The organism is Thioclava sp. NS-SX20 (genome assembly GCF_057380695.1).
In genome coordinates this window covers 142,688-163,060 of sequence record NZ_CM170816.1, presented here as the reverse complement: position 1 = coordinate 163,060, position 20,373 = coordinate 142,688, and the positions used below count along the sequence as shown (strand labels likewise).

Annotated in this window: 26 protein-coding genes; 10 read left to right on the top strand and 16 right to left on the bottom strand. The window is 58.6% G+C overall.

Annotated elements, in window-relative coordinates; genetic code table 11:
- Positions 1-11 precede the first annotated feature (11 nt).
- Positions 12-152, top strand: a complete 141-nt coding sequence (locus AC2ISB_RS00780) for an entericidin A/B family lipoprotein (RefSeq protein WP_339108947.1) — start codon at positions 12-14, stop codon at positions 150-152.
- Positions 153-225: 73 nt separating this feature from the next.
- Here AC2ISB_RS00780 and AC2ISB_RS00775 read toward each other — a convergent pair whose 3' ends face one another.
- Positions 226-1,044 (bottom strand): ABC transporter permease, encoded by an 819-nt coding sequence (locus tag AC2ISB_RS00775; RefSeq protein ID WP_339108946.1) that lies wholly within the window; start codon positions 1,042-1,044, stop codon positions 226-228.
- A gap of 123 nt (positions 1,045-1,167) precedes the next feature.
- On the opposite strand from AC2ISB_RS00775, the gene cysQ reads away from it, so the two are divergent.
- The 8 genes from cysQ to AC2ISB_RS00735 all read left to right on the top strand — a co-directional run bounded on the left by cysQ (position 1,168) and on the right by AC2ISB_RS00735 (position 10,316).
- Positions 1,168-1,962 (top strand): 3'(2'),5'-bisphosphate nucleotidase CysQ, encoded by a 795-nt coding sequence (gene cysQ / locus AC2ISB_RS00770; RefSeq protein WP_339108945.1) that lies wholly within the window; start codon positions 1,168-1,170, stop codon positions 1,960-1,962.
- The gene (locus tag AC2ISB_RS00765) at positions 1,962-2,759 is read left to right on the top strand and encodes a 3-deoxy-manno-octulosonate cytidylyltransferase family protein (RefSeq protein ID WP_406735669.1); all 798 of its coding nucleotides are present in this window, start codon (positions 1,962-1,964) and stop codon (positions 2,757-2,759) included. The genes cysQ and AC2ISB_RS00765 overlap by 1 nt, the downstream gene beginning before the upstream one ends.
- Before the next feature lie 333 nt (positions 2,760-3,092).
- A complete protein-coding gene (galU, locus tag AC2ISB_RS00760) occupies positions 3,093-3,998 on the top strand; it encodes a UTP--glucose-1-phosphate uridylyltransferase GalU (RefSeq protein WP_339108943.1) in 906 nt (301 codons plus the stop codon).
- 1 nt (position 3,999) lies between these two features.
- Positions 4,000-4,986 carry a UDP-glucose 4-epimerase GalE gene (gene galE / locus AC2ISB_RS00755; protein ID WP_406720231.1) on the top strand — a complete coding sequence of 329 codons (987 nt, stop codon included), beginning with the start codon at positions 4,000-4,002 and terminating at the stop codon, positions 4,984-4,986.
- Between the two features lie 187 nt (positions 4,987-5,173).
- Positions 5,174-6,019 (top strand): glycosyltransferase family 2 protein, encoded by an 846-nt coding sequence (locus tag AC2ISB_RS00750; protein ID WP_486575592.1) that lies wholly within the window; start codon positions 5,174-5,176, stop codon positions 6,017-6,019.
- A 238-nt stretch (positions 6,020-6,257) separates the two neighbouring features.
- A complete protein-coding gene (locus AC2ISB_RS00745) occupies positions 6,258-7,220 on the top strand; it encodes a glycosyltransferase family 2 protein (protein ID WP_406720229.1) in 963 nt (320 codons plus the stop codon).
- Positions 7,217-8,914 carry a DUF5927 domain-containing protein gene (locus tag AC2ISB_RS00740; protein ID WP_406720228.1) on the top strand — a complete coding sequence of 566 codons (1,698 nt, stop codon included), beginning with the start codon at positions 7,217-7,219 and terminating at the stop codon, positions 8,912-8,914. Before AC2ISB_RS00745 ends, AC2ISB_RS00740 begins: the two co-directional genes overlap by 4 nt.
- A gap of 4 nt (positions 8,915-8,918) precedes the next feature.
- Positions 8,919-10,316, top strand: a complete 1,398-nt coding sequence (locus AC2ISB_RS00735) for a nodulation protein NodH (RefSeq protein WP_486575589.1) — start codon at positions 8,919-8,921, stop codon at positions 10,314-10,316.
- Here the strand turns inward: AC2ISB_RS00735 and AC2ISB_RS00730 are convergent.
- The 15 genes from AC2ISB_RS00730 to AC2ISB_RS00660 form a co-directional block, all read right to left on the bottom strand.
- Positions 10,313-10,774, bottom strand: coding sequence for a PTS sugar transporter subunit IIA (locus AC2ISB_RS00730; protein WP_406720226.1), 462 nt, complete (start codon positions 10,772-10,774; stop codon positions 10,313-10,315). The genes AC2ISB_RS00735 and AC2ISB_RS00730 overlap by 4 nt on opposite strands.
- Positions 10,775-10,809: 35 nt before the next feature.
- A complete protein-coding gene (gene hpf / locus AC2ISB_RS00725; protein ID WP_339108936.1) occupies positions 10,810-11,388 on the bottom strand; it encodes a ribosome hibernation-promoting factor, HPF/YfiA family in 579 nt (192 codons plus the stop codon).
- Positions 11,389-11,691: 303 nt separating this feature from the next.
- Entirely contained in the window at positions 11,692-12,441 is a 750-nt protein-coding gene (lptB, locus tag AC2ISB_RS00720) for an LPS export ABC transporter ATP-binding protein (RefSeq protein ID WP_406720225.1), read from the bottom strand.
- The gene (gene lptA, locus AC2ISB_RS00715) at positions 12,441-12,926 is read right to left on the bottom strand and encodes a lipopolysaccharide transport periplasmic protein LptA (protein ID WP_486575586.1); all 486 of its coding nucleotides are present in this window, start codon (positions 12,924-12,926) and stop codon (positions 12,441-12,443) included. Before lptA ends, lptB begins: the two co-directional genes overlap by 1 nt.
- An 11-nt stretch (positions 12,927-12,937) precedes the next feature.
- Positions 12,938-13,540 (bottom strand): hypothetical protein, encoded by a 603-nt coding sequence (locus AC2ISB_RS00710; RefSeq protein WP_339108933.1) that lies wholly within the window; start codon positions 13,538-13,540, stop codon positions 12,938-12,940.
- Positions 13,541-13,558: 18 nt separating this feature from the next.
- Complete coding sequence (locus tag AC2ISB_RS00705; RefSeq protein WP_339108932.1) at positions 13,559-14,173, bottom strand: ribonuclease D; 615 nt, start codon at positions 14,171-14,173, stop codon at positions 13,559-13,561.
- Between the two features lie 204 nt (positions 14,174-14,377).
- Positions 14,378-14,896 carry a flagellar basal body-associated FliL family protein gene (locus tag AC2ISB_RS00700; protein ID WP_339108931.1) on the bottom strand — a complete coding sequence of 173 codons (519 nt, stop codon included), beginning with the start codon at positions 14,894-14,896 and terminating at the stop codon, positions 14,378-14,380.
- A 10-nt stretch (positions 14,897-14,906) separates the two neighbouring features.
- On the bottom strand, positions 14,907-15,632 hold the full coding sequence (gene flgH, locus AC2ISB_RS00695) for a flagellar basal body L-ring protein FlgH (RefSeq protein ID WP_339108930.1): 726 nt from the start codon (positions 15,630-15,632) through the stop codon (positions 14,907-14,909).
- Between the two features lie 5 nt (positions 15,633-15,637).
- Positions 15,638-16,069, bottom strand: coding sequence for a flagellar basal body P-ring formation chaperone FlgA (flgA, locus tag AC2ISB_RS00690; protein ID WP_339108929.1), 432 nt, complete (start codon positions 16,067-16,069; stop codon positions 15,638-15,640).
- Positions 16,069-16,854 (bottom strand): flagellar basal-body rod protein FlgG, encoded by a 786-nt coding sequence (flgG, locus tag AC2ISB_RS00685; RefSeq protein WP_339108928.1) that lies wholly within the window; start codon positions 16,852-16,854, stop codon positions 16,069-16,071. The genes flgA and flgG overlap by 1 nt, the downstream gene beginning before the upstream one ends.
- 11 nt (positions 16,855-16,865) lie before the next feature.
- Positions 16,866-17,579, bottom strand: coding sequence for a flagellar hook-basal body complex protein (locus tag AC2ISB_RS00680; RefSeq protein WP_339108927.1), 714 nt, complete (start codon positions 17,577-17,579; stop codon positions 16,866-16,868).
- A gap of 3 nt (positions 17,580-17,582) precedes the next feature.
- Complete coding sequence (locus AC2ISB_RS00675) at positions 17,583-17,849, bottom strand: flagellar biosynthetic protein FliQ (RefSeq protein ID WP_339108926.1); 267 nt, start codon at positions 17,847-17,849, stop codon at positions 17,583-17,585.
- 3 nt (positions 17,850-17,852) lie between these two features.
- Positions 17,853-18,161, bottom strand: coding sequence for a flagellar hook-basal body complex protein FliE (gene fliE, locus AC2ISB_RS00670; RefSeq protein WP_339108925.1), 309 nt, complete (start codon positions 18,159-18,161; stop codon positions 17,853-17,855).
- 17 nt (positions 18,162-18,178) lie between these two features.
- On the bottom strand, positions 18,179-18,571 hold the full coding sequence (gene flgC, locus AC2ISB_RS00665) for a flagellar basal body rod protein FlgC (protein ID WP_339108924.1): 393 nt from the start codon (positions 18,569-18,571) through the stop codon (positions 18,179-18,181).
- Positions 18,572-18,573: 2 nt separating this feature from the next.
- Entirely contained in the window at positions 18,574-18,960 is a 387-nt protein-coding gene (locus tag AC2ISB_RS00660; RefSeq protein WP_339108923.1) for a FlgB family protein, read from the bottom strand.
- Between the two features lie 80 nt (positions 18,961-19,040).
- Here AC2ISB_RS00660 and AC2ISB_RS00655 point away from each other — a divergent pair, with 80 nt between their 5' ends.
- Positions 19,041-20,360, top strand: a complete 1,320-nt coding sequence (locus tag AC2ISB_RS00655; RefSeq protein ID WP_339108922.1) for a FliI/YscN family ATPase — start codon at positions 19,041-19,043, stop codon at positions 20,358-20,360.
- Positions 20,361-20,373 lie beyond the last annotated feature (13 nt).

The following is a 20,373-nucleotide window of genomic DNA, read 5'->3' as shown; positions in this document are numbered from 1 at the left end:
GGAGTCGCACCATGACAAAACGTATTTTCCCCGCCCTTATTCTTGTTGCCGTCAGCGCGCTTTCGGCCTGTTCGACGGTGCACGGCTTCGGTCAGGACGTTTCGACCGCAGGTCACGTTGTCCAGCGCGAAGCGGTAGAAGCCCAACGCTGATCCCGCATGGACGGCAGCCCCCGGTGCATTCTGCTGTAGCGGGGGCTTCCGGATCGGGGCGGGTTTCGCCCCCTTAACGTCGGGCGCCCCAAGAGACAGAGGCGTATTGACGGGTATAAAATTCGCCCAGCAAACCGATCATCATCAGCGCCAGCCCGACATAAAGGGCATAGGGCCAGTTCGAGAAATGCGGATTGTAGTTGATGAACGTGTAGCCGCGTGCTTGGTCGATTGTGTGAAATAGCGGGTTCCAGCTGAACAGGACCAGCATCTTGTGCGGCAGGGTATTGGCCAGAAACATCTTGCCGGACGCGATCATATTGGCGCGGGAATAGACCTGCTGGATCACCCCCACAACATCGGGGGCCCAAGGCTTGGCCGCCAGAAACACCATCCCGATCGCCACACCGGTAAACCAGCTCAGCATCACCATCCCCAAGGCACCGACCCAGTTGTAAAACGAGATCGGCGTGAATGCGGCGTGATAGACATAGAGCACCGCCACAATCGACAGCATCTGGATATAAAGTGCGCCGAGAGCAGCCGCAGTAATCGAGACGGCGGTCGTCATCGGGGCGTGTTTCATCATGGCAGAGGTCGGCCCTTCCGCCCCGAAGACCGCGCTCATGGCCTTGGCATGGGTCATGAACAGGAACACCCCGCTCATGATATACAACAGGAAATCACCGCGCACCGTACTGCCGCGACCAAGCAGCGCATACATGACATAGAAGGTGAAAACGAGGATCATCGTCTGCATCATGTTCATCAGCAGCCCCACCAGCGCATTGCCGTGGGTTTTGCGGATTTGACGCACCGTCGCATGATAGATCAGCTCCAGAAGACTGAAGGTTGACCCGATTGTCGAATTACTTTGTTGCGCTCTGAACATAATTCCGCACTCTGCCTCGTAGGACTGAATATGTCTTGCAAAACTTGCTGTTTACTTGATGCCCTATCATAACTGTGACACCTAAACAGTACTAAGCGGCGAACGTGACGGATTGGAGACCTCATGGATTATGAAAAGCTCGTGCCAACCATTCGCAAACTGGCTCTGGAAGCCGGCGACCGAATCATGGAAATCTATGATGGTCCGGATTTCGAGATCAAATCCAAATCCGACGACAGCCCCGTAACGGCCGCTGACGAAGCGGCGGACAAGATCATCTCGGACGGGCTGCGCGCGGCGTTCCCCGATGTGGCTCTGGTGACCGAGGAACAGGCGGCAAGCCATGATCTGACAGTATCGACCTTTTTGATTGTCGATCCGCTGGATGGCACGAAAGAATTCATCAAGCGTCGCGGCGAATTCACCGTGAATATCGCCTATGTCGAAAACGGCGTACCGAAAGCGGGCGTGGTTTACGCCCCTGCGATCAAGCGCCTCTTCTACACGCTCGCCGATGGCCGCTCGGTCGAGGAAAAAGGCAGCTTCGACAAAGAGCAGCCCGGCGAGATCAGCCCGATTACGGTTTCGACCCCCGATAACCGCGCGCTGATGGTGGTGGCCTCGAAATCGCACCGCGATCAGGCGACCGATGACTATATCGGCCAGTATGGCGTGAAAGACATGACCTCGGCCGGATCGTCGCTGAAATTCTGTCTGGTCGCGACCGGCGAGGCCGACCTTTATCCCCGCCTTGGCCCGACGATGGAATGGGACACCGCCGCAGGGGATGCGGTGCTGCGTGGCGCGGGCGGCCTTATGATCAACTTCGAGGATCACAAGACCTTCTCTTATGGCAAAGACGGTTTCCGCAACCCCTTCTTCATCGCCTATGCACCGGGCGTCCTGCTGGTAAAATAATGTCGACCCTTATTGTTATTCCGGCGCGCTACGCATCGACCCGCTATCCGGCAAAACCGCTTGTGGCCCTGACCGGTGCCACAGGCGAGAAAAAGACCCTGATCCGCCGGAGCTGGGATGCGGCCATGTCGGTGCAAGGCGATCTGCGGGTTGTCGTGGCCACTGATGACGAGCGCATTAGGGCCGAGGCCGAAAGCTTCGGCGCCGAGGTGGTGATGACCTCGCCCGAGTGCCGCAATGGCACCGAGCGCTGCGCCGAGGCCCATGCCAATCTGGGCGGCGGCTTCGATTATGTGGTCAATCTGCAAGGCGACGCGCCGCTGACGCCCCCCTGGTTTATCGAGGCGCTGATTGCGGGCATCAAGGGCTGCGATCTGGATCTGGCGACGCCGGTCCTGCGTTGTGAGGGCGCGATGCTGGAGGCGCTGAAGGAGGACCGTCGCCATGACCGCGTAGGCGGCACCACGGCTGTCTTCGGGGCCTCCCATCAGGCGCTCTATTTCTCGAAAGAGGTCGTGCCCTTCACAAGCCAGACCTATGCGCCCGATGCACCGACGCCCGTTTTCCATCATGTCGGGGCCTATGCCTATCGCGCCGAAGCACTGGCACGCTATCCCGGGTGGGACATCGGACCGCTCGAACAGCTCGAAGGGCTGGAGCAGCTGCGCTTCCTCGAAAACGGCCATGACATCCTCTGCGTCGAGGTCGAATCACGTGGCCGCCAGTTCTGGGAACTGAACAATCCTTCGGATGTGAGCCGTATCGAGGCCATGATGGCGGAAATGGGACTCGCCTAAAAGTTTAGAACTGCTCGGTATTTGATCGAGCAGTTCTTATAAACATTTAAAAATTAGTTAATTCGCATAAAATTTCCGCAACGTTAACTCAACCTCAGGGTTATTTTCCATTCGCCAAAGCAGCGGAGATCAGCTTAAGCTGTGAGGGACGGCTTGATTAATCCGGAAATCTCAACAAATTAAAAATGCCGTGACACGTTGAACTAAATTGCGCGTTCGCGCGTTCTGGGAATTGATGCGACATCGCGATCTTGTTTGGAACCAAACTTCGTGTGTAACATTGATTAAACTGAAATGGATGCAACTCCGCATCCTAAACCAAAAAGGTGCTTGATGACACGTAAGGTCACTAAAGCGGTCTTTCCCGTTGCAGGTCTTGGAACCCGCTTCCTCCCCGCGACCAAATCTATTCCTAAAGAAATTCTGACGCTGGTTGACCGGCCGCTGATTCAATATGCCATCGACGAGGCACGCGCCGCAGGCATCACCGAATTCATTTTCGTGACCTCGCGCGGGAAATCCGCACTCGAGGACTATTTCGACGACGCCCCCGAACTGGACGCCTCCCTGCGTGCCAAGAACAAGACGGCGATCCTCGAAGAGCTTGAAAAAACCAATATGCCCTCGGGTGCCATCGCCTATGTCCGCCAGCGTCGCGCGCTGGGTCTGGGCCATGCGGTCTGGTGTGCGCGCCGGATGATCGGCGACGAGCCCTTCGCCGTGATCCTGACCGATGACGTGATCGCAGCCGACAAGCCCTGTCTGGCACAGATGATCGAGGCCTATAACGAAAATCCCGGGAACTATGTTGCCGCGATGGAAGTGCCCACCTCGAAGATCTCGTCCTACGGTGTGCTTGATTGCGAACAGGTCAACGGCAACACCTATAAGGTGAACGGCATGGTTGAAAAGCCGCCAGCCGAGGAAGCGCCCTCCAATCTTGCGGTCATCGGGCGTTATATCCTGACCCCCGAAATCCTGCATAACATCGATGCGGCGATCCAGTCCAACACCACCGGTGCGGGCGGCGAGTTCCAGCTGACCGATGCAATCGCGCAGGACATCGAAGCGGGCAATCCGGTTTACGGCTTCCGTTTCAACGGCCAGCGTTATGACTGCGGCTCCAAGGCAGGCTTCCTGCAAGCGACCGTGGCCTTTGGTCTGGCACGCGATGACCTCAAAGACGAATTCGCCGAATATCTGGGCGATGTCATGACGATGCGGGCTGCTGCAGAGTAAGATGACCAAACATGTTCTAGTCACAGGTGGTGCGGGCTATGTTGGTTCGCACGCTTGCAAGGCGCTCAAGCAGGCAGGGTATATCCCTGTCTGCTTTGACAATTTATCGACCGGCTGGAAAGAGGCTGTCAAATTTGGCCCTCTTGAAGTGGGAGATCTGCACGATCGCGCCCGCCTCGACGAGGTCATTGCCAAGTACCAACCTCTTGCCATCATGCATTTCGCGGCCCTGTCCCTTGTGGGCGAGTCGATGAAAAACCCCGCAAAATATTGGGCGACCAATGTGAATTGCGCGCTGAACCTGATTCAGGCAGCCACCGATGCAGGGATCGACAAATTCGTCTTTTCCTCCACCTGTGCGACCTATGGCGATCAGGATGGTGTGGTGCTGAATGAACAGACCCCGCAATTCCCGATCAATGCCTATGGCGGGTCCAAACGCGCCATCGAGGATATGTTGCGCGATTTCGGCAATAGCCACGGGCTGCGCTCGGTGATCTTCCGCTACTTCAATGTGGCAGGGGCTGACCCCGAGGCAGAGGTGGGCGAACAACATGTGCCGGAAACCCATCTGATCCCGCTGATGCTGGATGCAATCGCCGGAAAACGTGCAGCGCTGACGGTGTTCGGCTCGGATTACGAGACCCGCGATGGCACCTGCATCCGCGATTATGTCCATGTCTCCGATCTGGTCGATGCGCATGTTCTGGGGCTGAAATGGCTGGAAGAGGGCAAACCCTCCGAGGTCTTCTGCCTAGGCACCGGCAACGGGTTCTCGGTGCGGGAAGTCATCGCGCAATCGCGCAATGTCACCAATCGCGAAGTGCCCATCATCGAAGGCGACCGCCGCGAGGGGGATGCCGCCGTGCTGGTCTCGGGGTCGGTGAAAGCGAAAGACGTGCTGGGGTGGACCCCCAAACGTGCCGAGCTGGAAACCATGATTGCCGATGCATGGCGCTGGCATCAGGCGCCGGAATATGCAGAATAATTCCTGACCCAGTCAGGAGACCTGCCCGATGCAGACCCGAACGCTCTGGTCTGCATACCGGTTGCGGCAAAAACGACAAAACGCTCTTCTGCGCGCATGGATGGCGCGCAGAAGGCTTACGCCCCCGCCGCGCCCCTTTGCGGCCCCGTCCGATGCGCCTGTCCTCTTCTGTTGCCTGCGCAACGAGATGGAGCGTCTTCCCGCCTTTCTGGAGCATTATCGCCGCCTCGGCCTCGGCCATTTCCTGATGGTCGATAACGGGTCGGAGGATGGCAGCACGGCCTATCTCGCGGCGCAGCCGGATGTCTGGCTCTGGCAGACCGGTGCCAGCTACCGCGCCGCGCGGTTCGGCATGGACTGGATCAACGGGCTGCTTCTGGCCTATGGCCATGGCAGATGGTGCCTGACGGTCGATGCCGACGAGCTTCTGGTCTATCCCGACCACGACAGGCTGCCTTTGCCCCGGTTGACCCGCAAGCTGGATCAGGCGGGACAGGATGTCATGGCCGCGCTGATGCTGGATCTCTATCCGAAAGGGCCTTTGTCGGAGGCGCATGACCTGCACGATCTCACCGAATTCGACGCTTGGGGCTATGACTGGGAGTATCAGCCACGCTACGGCAATATCTCCATCCGTGGCGGCCCGCGCAAACGCCTGTTCTTTCGGGACCGTCCGGATCACGCCCCCCATCTGCATAAAACGCCACTGCTGCGCTGGCACTGGCGCTACGCCTATCTGAGCTCGACGCATCTGCTTCTGCCCCGCCGGTTGAATGGCGGCTTCGATGCACGGCGGAACCTGACGACCGGCGCGTTGCTGCATAGCAAGTTTCTGGCCTCGTCGATGGACCGCGCCCGCGAGGACCAGCACCGCAAGCAGCATTTCACCCATGTCGAGAACTATCACCGCTACTACGAGGCGCTTACCAAAAATCCGGCCCTTTGCGGCGCTCCCTCGCAAAGCGGCCCGACAGCGCCCCGCCTTGAAGCCTGCGGGCTGATCACCCGCGGACAGGCGCTTGCGCGGCGTTAGACGCACAGTCGCCAAGGAAATCCGTGCGACCAACCATGACTGATTTACCCGCCCGCCTATATGCCCTAGCGTGCAAGAACCCGATCAACCCGCCATGAGAAGACAGGCACTCTTGTGCACAACGAGGCCCGTTAATCCTGTTGAAAAGAAGATCGGGCAGAAAGACAAAATGCGGGCGCGAGACGGTTAGGTGAAACTGAAACAGCTTTATAAATTGCGATGGGAACGGAAAAAGTTCTTGTTCCGCGCGTTTCGCAAACGCCGCGAATTGAGCTGTCTGGCCGACAGAACCCGTGCCATACGCACCGAGGATATTCTGGTCTTTGTCACGCTGCGCAACGAGCGTATCCGCCTGCCCTATTTCCTGCGCTATTACCGCGAGATGGGCTGCCATCATTTCATAATCGTCGATAACGGCTCGGATGACGGATCGCGCGAATATCTCGAAACCCAGCCCGATGTCTCGCTCTGGCACACGAAAGCCAGCTATAAGGGCGCGCGCTTCGGGATGGACTGGGTCAACCATCTTCTGCGCCGCTATGGCACGGGGCATTGGTGCCTGACAGTCGATCCCGATGAATTCTTCGTCTATCCTTTCTGTGACACCCGCACGCTGGATGCCCTGACCGACTGGCTGGATACCTACGACATCCCGCATTTTCCAGCCATGCTGCTGGATATGTATCCCAAGGGGCGGCTGGAAGAGCAGCCCTATGAGGAAGGCCAGAACCCGTTCGAGATTGCCTGCTGGTTCGACAGCGGAAATTACACCATCACGAAAAACCGGCTCTACCAGAATCTCTGGATTCAGGGCGGACCACGCGCGCGCAAATTCTTCGCCAGCGCGCCGGCAGAGGCCCCTTCGCTCAACAAGATCCCGCTGATCCGCTGGCAGAAAAACTATGTCTATATCAGCTCGACCCATATGGCGCTGCCGCGCGGGCTCAATACGGTCTATGATGAATGGGGCGGCGAAAAACCTTCGGGCTGCCTGCTGCATGCCAAATTCCTGTCGGTGCTGAATGCGAAGGTGACGGAAGAGATCACCCGCAAGCAGCATTATTCGGCCTCGCGCGAGTATAAGGCCTATGCCGAGGTGCTGGCGGAAGATGGCGAGCTTTGGTGCCGCTGGTCCGAAAGATATATCAACTGGCGCCAGCTTGAGATTCTGGGCCTCATGTCAAAGGGCAACTGGGCATGAGCGTCGGGTTTGTCATGATGTGCCATACCGCACTGGACCGCGCCGCCGAAGTCGCGCGCCACTGGGCCGCGCAGGACGCGCCGGTGGTGATCCATGTCGACAAACGGGTTTCGGCCTCGGCCTATGACGGTTTTGTCGCGGCTCTGGCCGACCTGCCCAATATCTCGTTTTGCAAACGTTTCGCCTGCGAATGGGGCACATGGTCTCTGGTGGCGGCAGCCCAAGCCGGGGCCGAGCAGATGCTGGACCGCCACCCCGAGGCACGCCATGTCTTTCTGGCCTCCGGCTCCTGCCTTCCGCTGCGCCCCCTCGAGGAACTGCGCGCCTATCTCGATGCCCGTCCCTGGACCGATTTCATCGAATCCGTCACCACATCGGAAGTGGGCTGGACGCAGGGCGGGCTGGACATGGAACGTTTCACCCTGCGCTTCCCCTTCTCATGGCGCAAGCACCGGAAGCTGTTCGATGATTACGTCGCCTTCCAACGCAAGATCGGATTTCAGCGCAAGATCCCCGACGGGCTGGTGCCGCATATGGGCAGCCAGTGGTGGTGCCTGACCCGCAAGACCCTGATCGCCATCCTGAAGGACAAGGACCGCCCGCTTTACGACCGCTACTTCAAGAAGGTCTGGATACCGGATGAAAGCTATTTCCAGTCACTGGCGCGGATCTATGCCACCTCGATCGAGAGCCGGTCGCTGACGCTGACCAAATTCGATTTTCAGGGCAAGCCGCATATCTTCTATGATGACCACTTGCAGCTTCTGCGACGCTCGGACTGCTTCGTGGCGCGCAAGATCTGGCCCAAGGCCGACAGGCTTTATGCAACATTTCTCAAACAGCGCAAACCGGCGGCCAAGATCGCAGAGCCCAACCCCTCGAAGATCGACCGCCTGTTCACCAAAGCGGTCGAACGGCGCACGCGGGGCCGTCCGGGCCTGTATATGCAGTCCCGCTATCCCAATCGCGATCATGAGAACGGCAAGACGGCAGGCCCCTATTCGGTATTCCAGGGCTTTTCGGACCTTTACGAGAATTACGAAGGCTGGCTGTCGAAATATGTGGCGGGGCGCGTGCATGGCCATCTTTTCGACAAGGATCAGGTTGCGTTTTCGGGCCATGATCCGATGTTCAACGGCTGTCTGGGCGACAGCCCCGAGCTGCGCGACTATGCCCCCCGCGCCTTTCTGACAAACCTGATGTGGAATTCCCGTGGCGAGCGGCAATGCTATATGTTCAGCCCGCGTGACAATCAGGCGCTGAACTGGTTCACAGCGACCGACCCGAATGCACAGATCTCGGTGATTACGGGCGCATGGGCCATTCCGCTTTATCGTTCGACAGATCCATTCGCGACGGTGCGCAAAGAGGCCGCGCGCCTGCAGAAGATCGAACTGGCCCAGCTGGAGATCCTGCGCTCGATGTATGTCAAAGCGCGCATCCGGCTTTGGAATTTGCAGGAATTTCTGGAAAACCCGATGGAGCATCTGCAGATCATCATCGACGAGATCAGCCCCCGCGCCGCACGGCGTCTGGCGGAAGCGCCGCAGATGGTCGATCTTAGCGGCTTCGGGCAGTTTTTGCAGAACCTCAAGAACCAAGGCATGCAACCCCAGCTGATGGGCGATTTCTCGACCGTCTCGACACCGGATCCCCACGCAACGCGGCGCAGACGCTCGCAATTTTTAAAGTGATCTTATGGCAAATTTTGAAAGCTTCGTTATTCTGGCTGAAATGCGCACCGGCTCGAACCTGCTGGAAGCGGCGGTCAACATGCTGCCCGACACCCATTGCCACGGCGAGGCGTTCAATCCGGTCCTGATCGGCTATCCCAACAGGACCGATCTTCTGGGGATCTCCAAAGAGGCCCGTGACGCCGATCCCAAAGAGCTATGGAAGAAAATCCGCAAGGCGCCCGGTCTGAATGGCTGCCGCTATTTTCATGAACATGATCCGCGCGTGCTGGGCCTGATGCTCAATGATCCCAAATGCGCCAAGATCGTGCTGACGCGCAATCCGGTCGAAAGCTATGTGAGCCTGAAGATCGCACGCTCCACCGGCCAATGGAAGCTGGGCGATGCCAAGCACCGCCGCGTGGCGCAGGCCGAATTTGACGCGACGGACTTCGAGGACCATCTGGAAAGCTTGCAGAATTTCCAGATCAAAATCATGAACGCGCTTCAGGTTTCCGGCCAGACCGCGTTCTATATCGATTATGAGGATGCGCAGGACATTGCGGTGCTGAACGGGCTGGCGAAATGGCTGGGCGTGGCGGATGGCCCCGAGGCGCTGCCCGACAATCTGGTTGTGCAAAACCCCGAAAGTCTGGAAGAAAAGGTGCGCAACTTCCCCCAGATGGAAGCCTCGCTGGCGCGGCTGGACCGCTTCAACCTTTCCCGCACTCCCAATTTCGAACCCCGTCGCGGGCCGAATGTGCCGGGATTCATTGCCACCGCTGTTGACAAGGCAGGGCTTCTTTACATGCCGCTTCGTCCGGCCCCCGATGCCGAATTCCGCGACTGGTTGCAGAAACTGGGCGAGATCAGCGACGGTTTTTCGCAAAAGACCCTGCGCCAATGGAAGCGCCAGACGCCGCAGCATCGCAGTTTCACGGTGCTACGCCATCCGGTGATGCGGGTGCATCTGGCCTTTCTGGCGCTCCTCGACTGGCCGAATTTTGCGGAAACCCGCGAGACCTTGCGCAAAGCCTACAAACTGCCCCTCCCCAAAGAGGGCCAATCGCTCGAGCAAGACGCATATCGTACGGCCCTGACAGCTTTCGCCGTCTGGCTAAAATCTAGCCTCAACAGCCAGACCAGCCTGCCTGTCCACCAGCTATGGGCCAGCCAATCCACCATGCTGCAGGCCTTTGCCAGCTTCGCCACGCCGGATCTTCTGGTGCGTGAGGACCGTCTTCAGAAGGATCTCGCCTATCTTCTGGCGACGACGGGGCTTTCCCATGAGCCCCCCCTGCCGCAGCCCGATTGCGGGCGGATCGCCTTGGGCGATGTGTATTCGGCAGAGTTGGAACAGGCGGTTCGCGACGCCTATCCCCGTGATTACATGCAATTCGGATTTACCGACTGGTCGGCTTAGGCCGCCAGCCCCTGCGTGGTGGTCAACACACCATGCAACGCAGCCGGATCAGTGTTCGAGCGCAGCTTTTTACAGGTGTCTTCGTTACGCATTGTGCGCGACACCAGCGCAAGCGCCTTCAGATGGTCCACACCAGAGCTTTTGGGCGCCAGCAGACCGAACACCAGATCCACCGGCTGCCGGTCTACCGCATCGAAATCCAGCGGTTTCTCAAGGCGCATGAACACGCCCACCACGTGATCCAGCCCATGCAGGCGCGCATGGGGCAAGGCCACGCCATGCCCGACACCGGTCGGGCCCAGACTTTCACGCTCTTGCAGCGCATCAACGATGATCGCGGCATCAAGCCCGTAGGCCTGTGCCGCGATATCTGCCAGATCCTGAAACAGACGCTTTTTGCTAGCCACATTGGCAACCGCACGCACGGCGGCCGGGCGAAGCAGAGACGATAGATCCATCGGTCCTTTTTCCGCGCCCATTTCAGTGCAGGCGCTTACTTGCTGTGACGGGGGTCGATCCAGCCAATATTGCCATCTTCACGCTGATAAACAACGTTGACCCCGCCATGTTTTTCGTTGCGGAAGACCAAAAGCGGCTTATGCGCGAGTTCCATCTGCATCACCGCATCACCGACAGAGAGGGTAGGCACCCGCGTCTCCATTTCGGCCACGATGGTGGGCGCATCGCCCCCTTCGGCACCAGTCGATTCGTCTTCCTCTTCTGGAGCCAGCACATAAAGCCCTGCCGCCTCGAATTCAACTGCGGTGGTGCGCGCGGCCTGATGGTCTTTCAACCGGCGTTTATGGCGACGCAGTTGTTTGTCCATTTTCTCTTGCAAAGCGTCAAAGGCGGCATAGACCTCCGTTGCAACGCCCCGTGCCTGCGCGGTCAGTCCCGTCGACAGGTGCACGGTCGCTTCACAGATATACTCATGCGCGTTTTTCGAAAACACGACGGTGGCATCAGTCGGTCGTTGCGAATATTTCTCGACCGTGCTGCCCAGCTCGGTTTTGACATGGGATTGCAGAGCTTCACCGATATCAAGCTGTTTGCCGCTAATTTGGTAACGCATGGCGTCTCCTTCCTTGATGACTGTGTCACGGTGCTCGGCACCATATTTACAGTCGGTTAAATTCTGTGAGGGGGCACACCTTTCCTGCTCGTTCCCGACATCGAGCAAAGAAAAATACGGACCGGGCAGCCGAACCAAGGGCTGCGCGAAGCATCGGGAATATGATAGCCAGATCACGCATTTGACTACATTTGGGAACGTTCCCAAGAGGAAGTCAACGGGTGATCGTCGCTGCACTGCGGCGTATGACACAACTGTGACGGGCAGACGCCATGCCCTCACTTCTGTCTGGAATAGGGGATATTATTGAAAGCGGAAATCCTGCCCCAGATAGACACGGCGGACGTTTTCATCGTTAACGACCTCCTCCGTGCTTCCGGACATCAGCACAGCGCCATCATGCAGGATGTAAGCACGATCAACGATTTCAAGCGTTTCACGCACGTTATGGTCGGTAATCAGCACCCCGATACCGCGCTCTTTCAACTGCCCGACAAGATGGCGGATATCTCCCACCGCAATCGGGTCCACGCCGGCAAAAGGTTCATCAAGCAGCAAATATTTCGGGTCCGCCGCAAGGCAGCGCGCAATTTCGCAGCGGCGGCGTTCGCCCCCCGAAAGCGCCAGGGCGGGAGAGCTGCGCAGATGCTCGATAGAGAAATCGCTCAGCAGCTCCTCCAGCCGTTCGCGACGGCGGTGACGGTCCTGCACCGCTATTTCCAGAACGGCCATAATATTTTGCTCGACCGTCAACCCGCGAAAGATCGAGGCCTCTTGCGGCAGATAACCAATCCCGAATCGCGCGCGGCGATACATTGGCAGACCGGTGACATCGCGGCCATCAATGCGCACCTGCCCCGCATCCGGCGTGATCAACCCCGCAATATTATAAAAACACGTGGTTTTTCCCGAACCGTTCGGCCCCAGAAGCGCAACCACCTCGCCGCGGTCCAGCGTCAAAGAGACATCACGCAGAACAACCTTCTTGCGATAGCCCTTACGGAGGTTGCTGACGCTTAGCCCGTGTTCAAGCGTTTCGGCTGTGTGATCCATCACTGTCCTCCGGGTGCCAGAATGGTACGCACACGCCCGTCCATCTGCCCTGTCCCCGTGGTCATATCGACCGTCAGCTTATTCCCGGATAGCGCATTTTTCCCTTGGGTCAGCAGGACATTTCCCGTCATCACCAGATTGCCGCTGCGCACGTCATAGACCGCGTCCTGCGATTCCGCCGCATCGGTCTGGGACACAAGCGTCACCCCTCCAGATGCGATCAACTTGTTGATCTCGCTCTGGGTTTCTCCGTATTCCACATGCAGCTCTGCGGCTTTCAGGCGCATATCGCTTTGCACGACAAGAACATCTCCGCGGAAAACGGCCTCTCCGGTGCTTTGATCGACCTGCAGGCTGTCAGAGGTAATCTCGACCGGTGCCTTGGTATCCGTCGACAGCCCCCCGAAAGCCACCTGCTGCGCGACGCCCAGCGCCGGAAACGCCAGCCCTGCCCCCAAGATCATCACCGTCAAAAATTGCCGCATGTCACCCACCTTCATTCTTGGGGTTGGTATACCAGCTTCACGCCCTTGGTGAAGAGCAGATTATTCGGGCCACCGGGTTGGGCCTGCGACAGCTCCATCGCTCCGGCATCCAGAACGCCCATCGGCGCTTCGCCATGCACCGCCCCCGGAGAAACGATCTTGGTCCGGTCCGTCGTCATCTCGACCAGCTCGGATTGCATGCGATATCCGCTTGACGTCTGTAGCGCGACACGGTCACGCAGCTCGATCAGCCCCGCATCAGGACGCAATTCACCCGCCTTGGCGTTCAGATCCACCACAAGGCCGGAGCGCGCCTGAAGTTTCGCGACGAGCTGGGCCACCGAGCTGCCATTCGCGCCCATCGGTTGCAGAACGGCCTTGGAGGCGCGCACCGAAAGGGCAGCACCATCCTGCGTCAGCCCCGAATATTCCGGCGACACAACCTGCGGTTCCCGCGCCAGTTCTGCAATATCGACATCGGAATAGGGGATCACAGACCCCGGCTCGACCCGATGCCCGACCAGAAACACAAGCGACAAAAGCACCAGCGCCGCCAGAGGCAGTACTGTCTTGGCCCATGCGACCAGAATGGAATGTCGGTTATCGCGGATCATATCGAAGGAGATGCCGGCTTAGTGGTGGAAGATGTCGCTTGGCTCATCCCACCCCATCAGGTCAAGACGCGCACGCGCTGGCAGAAAATCGAAACAGGCTTGGGCAAGCTCCAAACGGTCTTCGCGGATCAGGCGCGGCAGCAAACCGGCCTTGAGTCTGTGCAGATGCAACACATCGGAGGCCGCATATTCTTTCTGGGCATCCGTTAACACCGCCGCCCCCCAATCGGAGCTTTGCTGCTGTTTGGAAATATCGACACCGACAATCTCCTGCAGAAGCAGCTTGAGCCCGTGACGTTCCGTAAAGGTCCGCACCATTTTAGACGCGATTTTGGTACAGAAAACCGGCGCGGTCACCACGCCGAACGCGTTATACAGCGCCGCAATATCGAAACGGGCGAAATGGAAGAGCTTCTCGACCTCGGGATCGGCCAGAAGGGCGCAGAGGCGCGGCGCGTCTTTCTGGCCTTTCGCGATCTTCACCAGATGGGCATGCCCGTCGCCGCTGCTGAGTTGCACAAGGCACAACCGGTCGCGACGCGGATCAAGCCCCATCGTTTCGGTATCAATCGCCACCACCGGACCAAGGTCAAGCCCCTCCGGCAGATCCCCCTCGTGCAAATAGATCGTCACACGCAATCTCCTATCTTTGGACCCATATAGGCGCTTTGACAGGAGCTTGCCAACGCAGGCTTCGCACATAGTCTGTGGAAAATACCCAGCCCGCGCGCAAATCGGCAAAGAAGCGCACAGGAAGGCGAGCATCCCTTATCCGAATGCGCTGCAAAGATCAGAAGGCCGCAGCTTGGCCCCGCTCTTCTCCTGCCGCGCCAGCTCCTAGCTATCCTGACGCAAGATATCCGAAATCAGGATGCTTTTGACATCCGGCCCGACCACCGAACGGGCATTTTCCAATAGGGCGCGACGCAGTTCGGCCATCTTGTCCGTCGAAGTATAAACCCCTTCGAACCCGCCATTATTGGCGTGATCAAACAGGACCTGAAGAAACGAATCTCTCAGACGCGGCTCCACGGCATAAACCCGTTCGGTGCCACCCACCGGCATCTCGATCGAGAGAGACATAATGACCATCGCGCGCACCCGGTTCGCATCCAGCAAAGGCACGACAAACTGGTTGTTCAGCTTAACAAACTCGGAGGTCGGCACACCTTCTTCCCCGCCCTCCTCACCATGACCTTCCTCGGCTGTGGCATGCGTCTCCCCTGTTGCGGCGGCAGCGGCTTCTCCTTCGGCCACCTCTTCCGGAGGCGGCGGCGCAGGACGCAGGAAGAACCCTGCTCCTCCGCCAATCGCGAGGCCGAGAATCACGAAGATGACCGGAAGCAATTTACCCATCGTGCCCTCCTTAGAACGGCATCACGATATCGGCGATCTGGGACCCGATCCGCGGCTGCTGCACATCCGAAATCTGTCCGCGGCCACCATAAGAAATCCGCGCGCCGGCAATCTTGTCATAGGTGATCTCGTTCTGGCGGCTGATATCTTCGGGGCGCACATAGCCGGTCACGATCAGTTCACGCACTTCGTAATTCACCCGAACCTCCTGACTGCCCTGCACACGCAGGACCCCGTTGGGAAGAACATCGATGATCGTCGCCGCCACGCGCAAGGTCAGCTGCTCGTTACGGGAGACATTCCCATCCCCTGCGAAAGACGAATTCGAATTGGTGGACACGGCGCTGGCCATGCTGGCCCCCTCCGGCAGGGATTTATTGATCTGCTCGGGAATACCGAACAAGGACGGGATCCCCATAGATTGCGATTCCGTCCTGCTGCGATCGCTGGAATTGGAAAATTTCGCGCTGTCATCGATTTCGATCACAACCGTCATGATATCTCCCTTGCGGGCCGCGCGACGGTCCCCCAGCAGCGATTTGGGCGTGCCGGACCAAAGCGAGGCCTGCGCGACCGGCGAGCGGTCCTCGGGCATTTCCGGCATCGGGATCGTGTTCATGGCGAAATATTCATTGGTGTCTTCCACCGGCGTAAAGCTCGGCGTGCGCCCTACTTCGCCAAGGCGCTGGCAGCCAAGGATCGAAAGGGTCATCAGAAGGAGGCTCAGGCGACGCATGACAATCAGTCCTTGTTCACATAGGCGGTACCATCCGCCGAAATAGTGGCCGTAACAGTGGTGCGGGAGGAGACATTCATCACGCGGATGCTGTCGCCGATAGCGGCGCGCTCCAGCGCGCGCCCCTCGGTGATAATGGTCAGAGAGCCACGATTATATGCCAGTGACACCGTCTGATTCCGTTCGACAATCGCAGGCTGGCTAAGATGTTCGGGGCGGATCGGGCGTCCGGCATAAATCGCGACACGCGTCTCAAGACCGACCGCGTCAATCGGGTCCACCAATGCACCGGGCACATCCATAGAGGCGATATCCAGATCATCCGGCGTCAGAATGGTCTGCGCGCGCAAGGTGCGCGTCGCCACAACGACTTCGGCCTGAAGGCTGGTTCCGGCAACCGCAAGCAACGCCACCAGAAGAGGGGCAAAGCTACGCATCAACGCACCTGTACCGTCGCGCTCAGAATCTGGTCCGCAGCCGATATCACCTTGGAATTCAGCTCGTAACCGCGCTGCGCCTTGATCAGTTCAGTGATCTCGCGCACCGGATCCACCGAGCTTTCCTCAAGATACCCCTGCCGCAGCGTCCCCAGCCCGTCCTGCCCCGGCTCTCCGACAACGGGCGGGCCGGACGCGCCGGTTTCCAGAAAGAGGTTCGAGCCAATAGCTTCAAGCCCCTTCTTGTTGGTGAAATTGGCCAGCGTCAGCTGCCCCATCAGTTGCGGCTGCACCTGATCGCTGAAATAGGCATAGACCTCGCCCGACGTATTGATCGCAACAGAGGTCGCATCATCGGGGATCGTAATGCCCGGCACGACCGGATAACCATCCGAGGTCACGATCTCGCCATCCGCCGAACGTTTGAGCCCGCCGTCACGGGTATAGGCCGACACACCCGAAGGCATCTCGACCTCGAGATAGCCGATCCCGTCAATGGCGACATCAAGATCACCGCCCGTGCTCACCAGAGATCCCTGTTCGAGAATCTGCGTCACGGCAGTCGGGCGCACACCCAGACCAAGCTGTACGCCGGACGGCACGACCGAGCCATCACTGGCGCTAATTGTTCCCGGACGGGTGAGCTGTTGATAGGTGAGATCCGCAAATTCCGCACGACGTGCGTTATAGCCGGTGGTCGACATATTCGCGAGGTTGTTCGAAATAACCTCGACGCGCATTTGCTGGGCGGCCATCCCGGTGGCGGCAATCTGTAGGGCACGCATAAGGCTTCTCCTTACTTCGTCAGCGTCGAAATGACGTTGCGGATGCGTTCGTCTTCTCGATCAAGGAATTTCTGTCCCATCTCGTAGGCCCGCTGCACTTCGATCATGCGCGCGACCTCTGTGATTGGGTCTACATTCGATTCCTCAACAAATCCTTGCAGGACCTGAGGAAATTCCTGCACCTGTGCGCCCCCTTCCGCATAAAAGAGCGTCCCGCCCGAATGCACCATGCCATTCGGGTCAGCAGGGTCGTAAACCCCAAGCTGCGCAATAGGTTGGCCGTCAACAGACATCGTGCCGTCCTGCGCCACCGAAAGCTGCCCTTCAGCGGGAATAAAGATCGGCCCTCCCCCCGAATCCAGCACGGGATAGCCGTCTTGGTTCTGCAAAATCCCCTCTGCGGAGGGCACGAAATTTCCGGCGCGGGTCAAAGCGTCGCCCTGCGGGGTCTGCACCATGAAATAGCCATCGCCCTGAATGGCGAAATCGAAGTTGTTTCCGGTGGATGTCAGGCCACCCTGCAGCGTCGAGATCTCGCGGCCATTGCCAAGCGCCATCGACAAAGACGGCTCGTCATTGCCCAACGCCTCGACATGTTCGGCAAAAATCACCCCTTCCTTGCGGAAACCGGTGGTAGAGGTGTTGGCGATATTATTCGCCACCACCTGCATTTCCTTCATCAGACCCGATTGACGGGTCAGCGTTGCATAAATCGCATTATCCATAAGTTAACTCCCGGCAATCATGGGGATGATGCCCGAGGTGAAAAAATCGACCAATCGTTCCGACATAAAAGACATAGACACCCAGAAAACGATGAGCATCGCACCGACTTTGGGCACAAAAGTCAGGGTCATCTCCTGCACCGATGTCAGCGCCTGAAACAGACCGATGGACACCCCGGCAATCAGGGCGACAGCCAGCATCGGAGCCGAAATCATCACCGCGACCCAAAGAGCCTCGCGCAACGTATCGAAGAAGATGACATCATTCATGGGTTACACCGGCATCCGCAGGATTTCCTGATAGGCCTCGACGACCTTATTGCGCAGCGTCACGGCCGCCTCGACCGCCAGTTCGGTCTGCGACAGGGCCTGCACCAATGTGTGGGGATCGGCATCGCCGGTCATTGCGGCCTTCGCGGTTTCCTCGCCATTCTTGACGGTATCCACGAAATCGCTGGCCAGAGCTGCAAACGGATTTTCGGTCGCCTCGGTGGCATTGCCCCCCGACCCCTCAAGCCCAAGTTGTGCAGCGGAACGGCCTTGGGCATAGCCCTGTGCGGCCAAGGAAGTTTTCACGTCCATTCTAGACTTCTCCTAGGTTAACGGCGCAGAATATCGAGCAGAGCCGAGGACATTTGCCGCGTCTGATCAAACATCTTGATATTCGCCTCGTAGCTGCGCTGCGCTTCACGCGCGTCAGCAATTTCCACCACCAGATCGACATTCGAGCCGTCATAGTAGCCATTCGCATCGGCCAGCGGGCTGCCCGGATCATAGATTTGCTTCAGATCCGAGCGATCCAGATCGACCTTGCCAAGCTCGACCTTGCCCGTAACTCCCTCCTCTTCCATCACCTGTTTGAACTTCGTCAGCTTGCGGTGATAGCCGGGGGTATCCGCATTCGCGATATTCTCGGACACATAGCGCAGACGCTGTGCCTGCGCCTTCATGCCCGATGCCGCGAGAGAAAAAGAATCGCCAAAGTCAGTCATAATCAGCTCCGTGCAACGCTTGTTCTCAGAATGTTCAAAGTTGATTTGTATATGGTTAACGCGAGATCATGCTGGCGCTTGGTCTCCACCGCTTTCACCATCTCGTCTTCCAGCGAAACCGTGTTGCCATTCGGGGAGGCCGTGCCGGGATCACTGCGGGTGGTCACCTCCGAGGTCACCAGATTATCCGCACCGATATGGCCCGCCCGCGTTGCCTTCATCGGCATCGCAACCTCTTCCTGATAGGTTTCGGCAAAAGGCGTCACATCCTGCGCCTTGTAACCGGGGGTATCCGCATTCGCCATGTTGCGCGAGACTGCGGATTGGCGCTGAGCGGCGTGGCGTGCCATCGACTCAGCCATATTCATCACATCGATTTTTTCGAACACCGAGGCTTCTCCTCTGAGATTTCAACCAAGGCTTAAGAGTGATTCATTAAAAAACATTTAGAAAACGAATGGAGGCCAGAATGGCTTATGCAGATTTGGACCTATTGCGGGCATCAATTTCAGACTTTGGCGCAGTGCATACAGTGGGCAGAATCAGCCGTGTCGGTCAGGGGGTGATCGAGGCAACAGGCCTTTCGCGCGTCGCAACCCTCGGAGATCGCGCGGAAATCCTCTGCCAGTCAGGGTTGAAAATTGGCGCCGAAGTGCTGTCGCTTGAAAAAGATCATGTCAAATTGCTGGCCGACGGGGCCGCGGACGGGCTGGCCATCGATGACCGGGTAGATTTGCTGGGCCAGACCGGAATCTGTCCCGACAGCTCTTGGATCGGGCGAATCATCGATCCGTTCGGCAATCCGCTGGACGGCCAGCCCCTGATGCGCGGCCCGATCGAACGCAACATACGGTCCCGCCCGCCGGCGGCCGCCCAACGCCGTCGTCTGGGCGCGCGGCTGGAGACCGGTCTTGCGGTATTCAACACCCTTCTCCCCCTTGTCAAAGGCCAGCGTATCGGCCTCTTTGCAGGGTCTGGCGTGGGTAAATCCTCGCTTCTGGCCAATTTTGCCAAGGGGGTCGAAGCCGATGTCGCGGTGATCGCCTTGATCGGTGAACGTGGCCGCGAGCTGCGCGAATTCGTTGAAAAGGTTCTTGGACCGGAAGGTATGGCACGCTCGATCATTATCGCTGCGACCTCCGACCAATCGCCACTGGTCCGGCGGCGCTGTGCGCTGGCGGCGATGACCGTCGCAGAGCATTTCCGCGACCAAGGCAAGCATGTGCTGTTTCTGGCCGATAGCATCACCCGATTTGCCGAAGCCCATCGCGAGGTTGCCCTTGCCGGTGGCGAGGCCGCGACCCTACGCGGCTTTCCGCCCTCGACATCCCAACAGATCATGGGGCTGGCCGAGCGCTCCGGCCCGGGGCCGGAGGGGGCGGGCGATATTACCGCCGTCTTCTCGGTGCTGGTCCCCGGCTCTGATATGGAAGAACCGGTGGCGGATATCCTGCGCGGGACGCTGGACGGGCACGTTGTCATGGACCGCAAGATTGCCGAACGCGGCCGGTTCCCCGCCATCGATCTACTCCGCTCGGTCTCGCGCTCCCTGCCGGATGCCGCGACAGCGCAGGAAAATGAACTGATCAAACAGGCACGACGGTTGCTTGGTGCCTATGACAAAGCCGAGATGATGATTCAGGCAGGGCTTTATGCCGCAGGCTCCGATCCTGTCGTGGATAAGGCCATCAAGGTCTGGCCGGCATTGGATGGCTTTATCGCCGAAGCCGAAACCAAAAACACCCAAGCCAGCTTCGAGCGGCTCAAGGCAGCACTGGCCAAGGCCTGACTCCGTGCAGCAT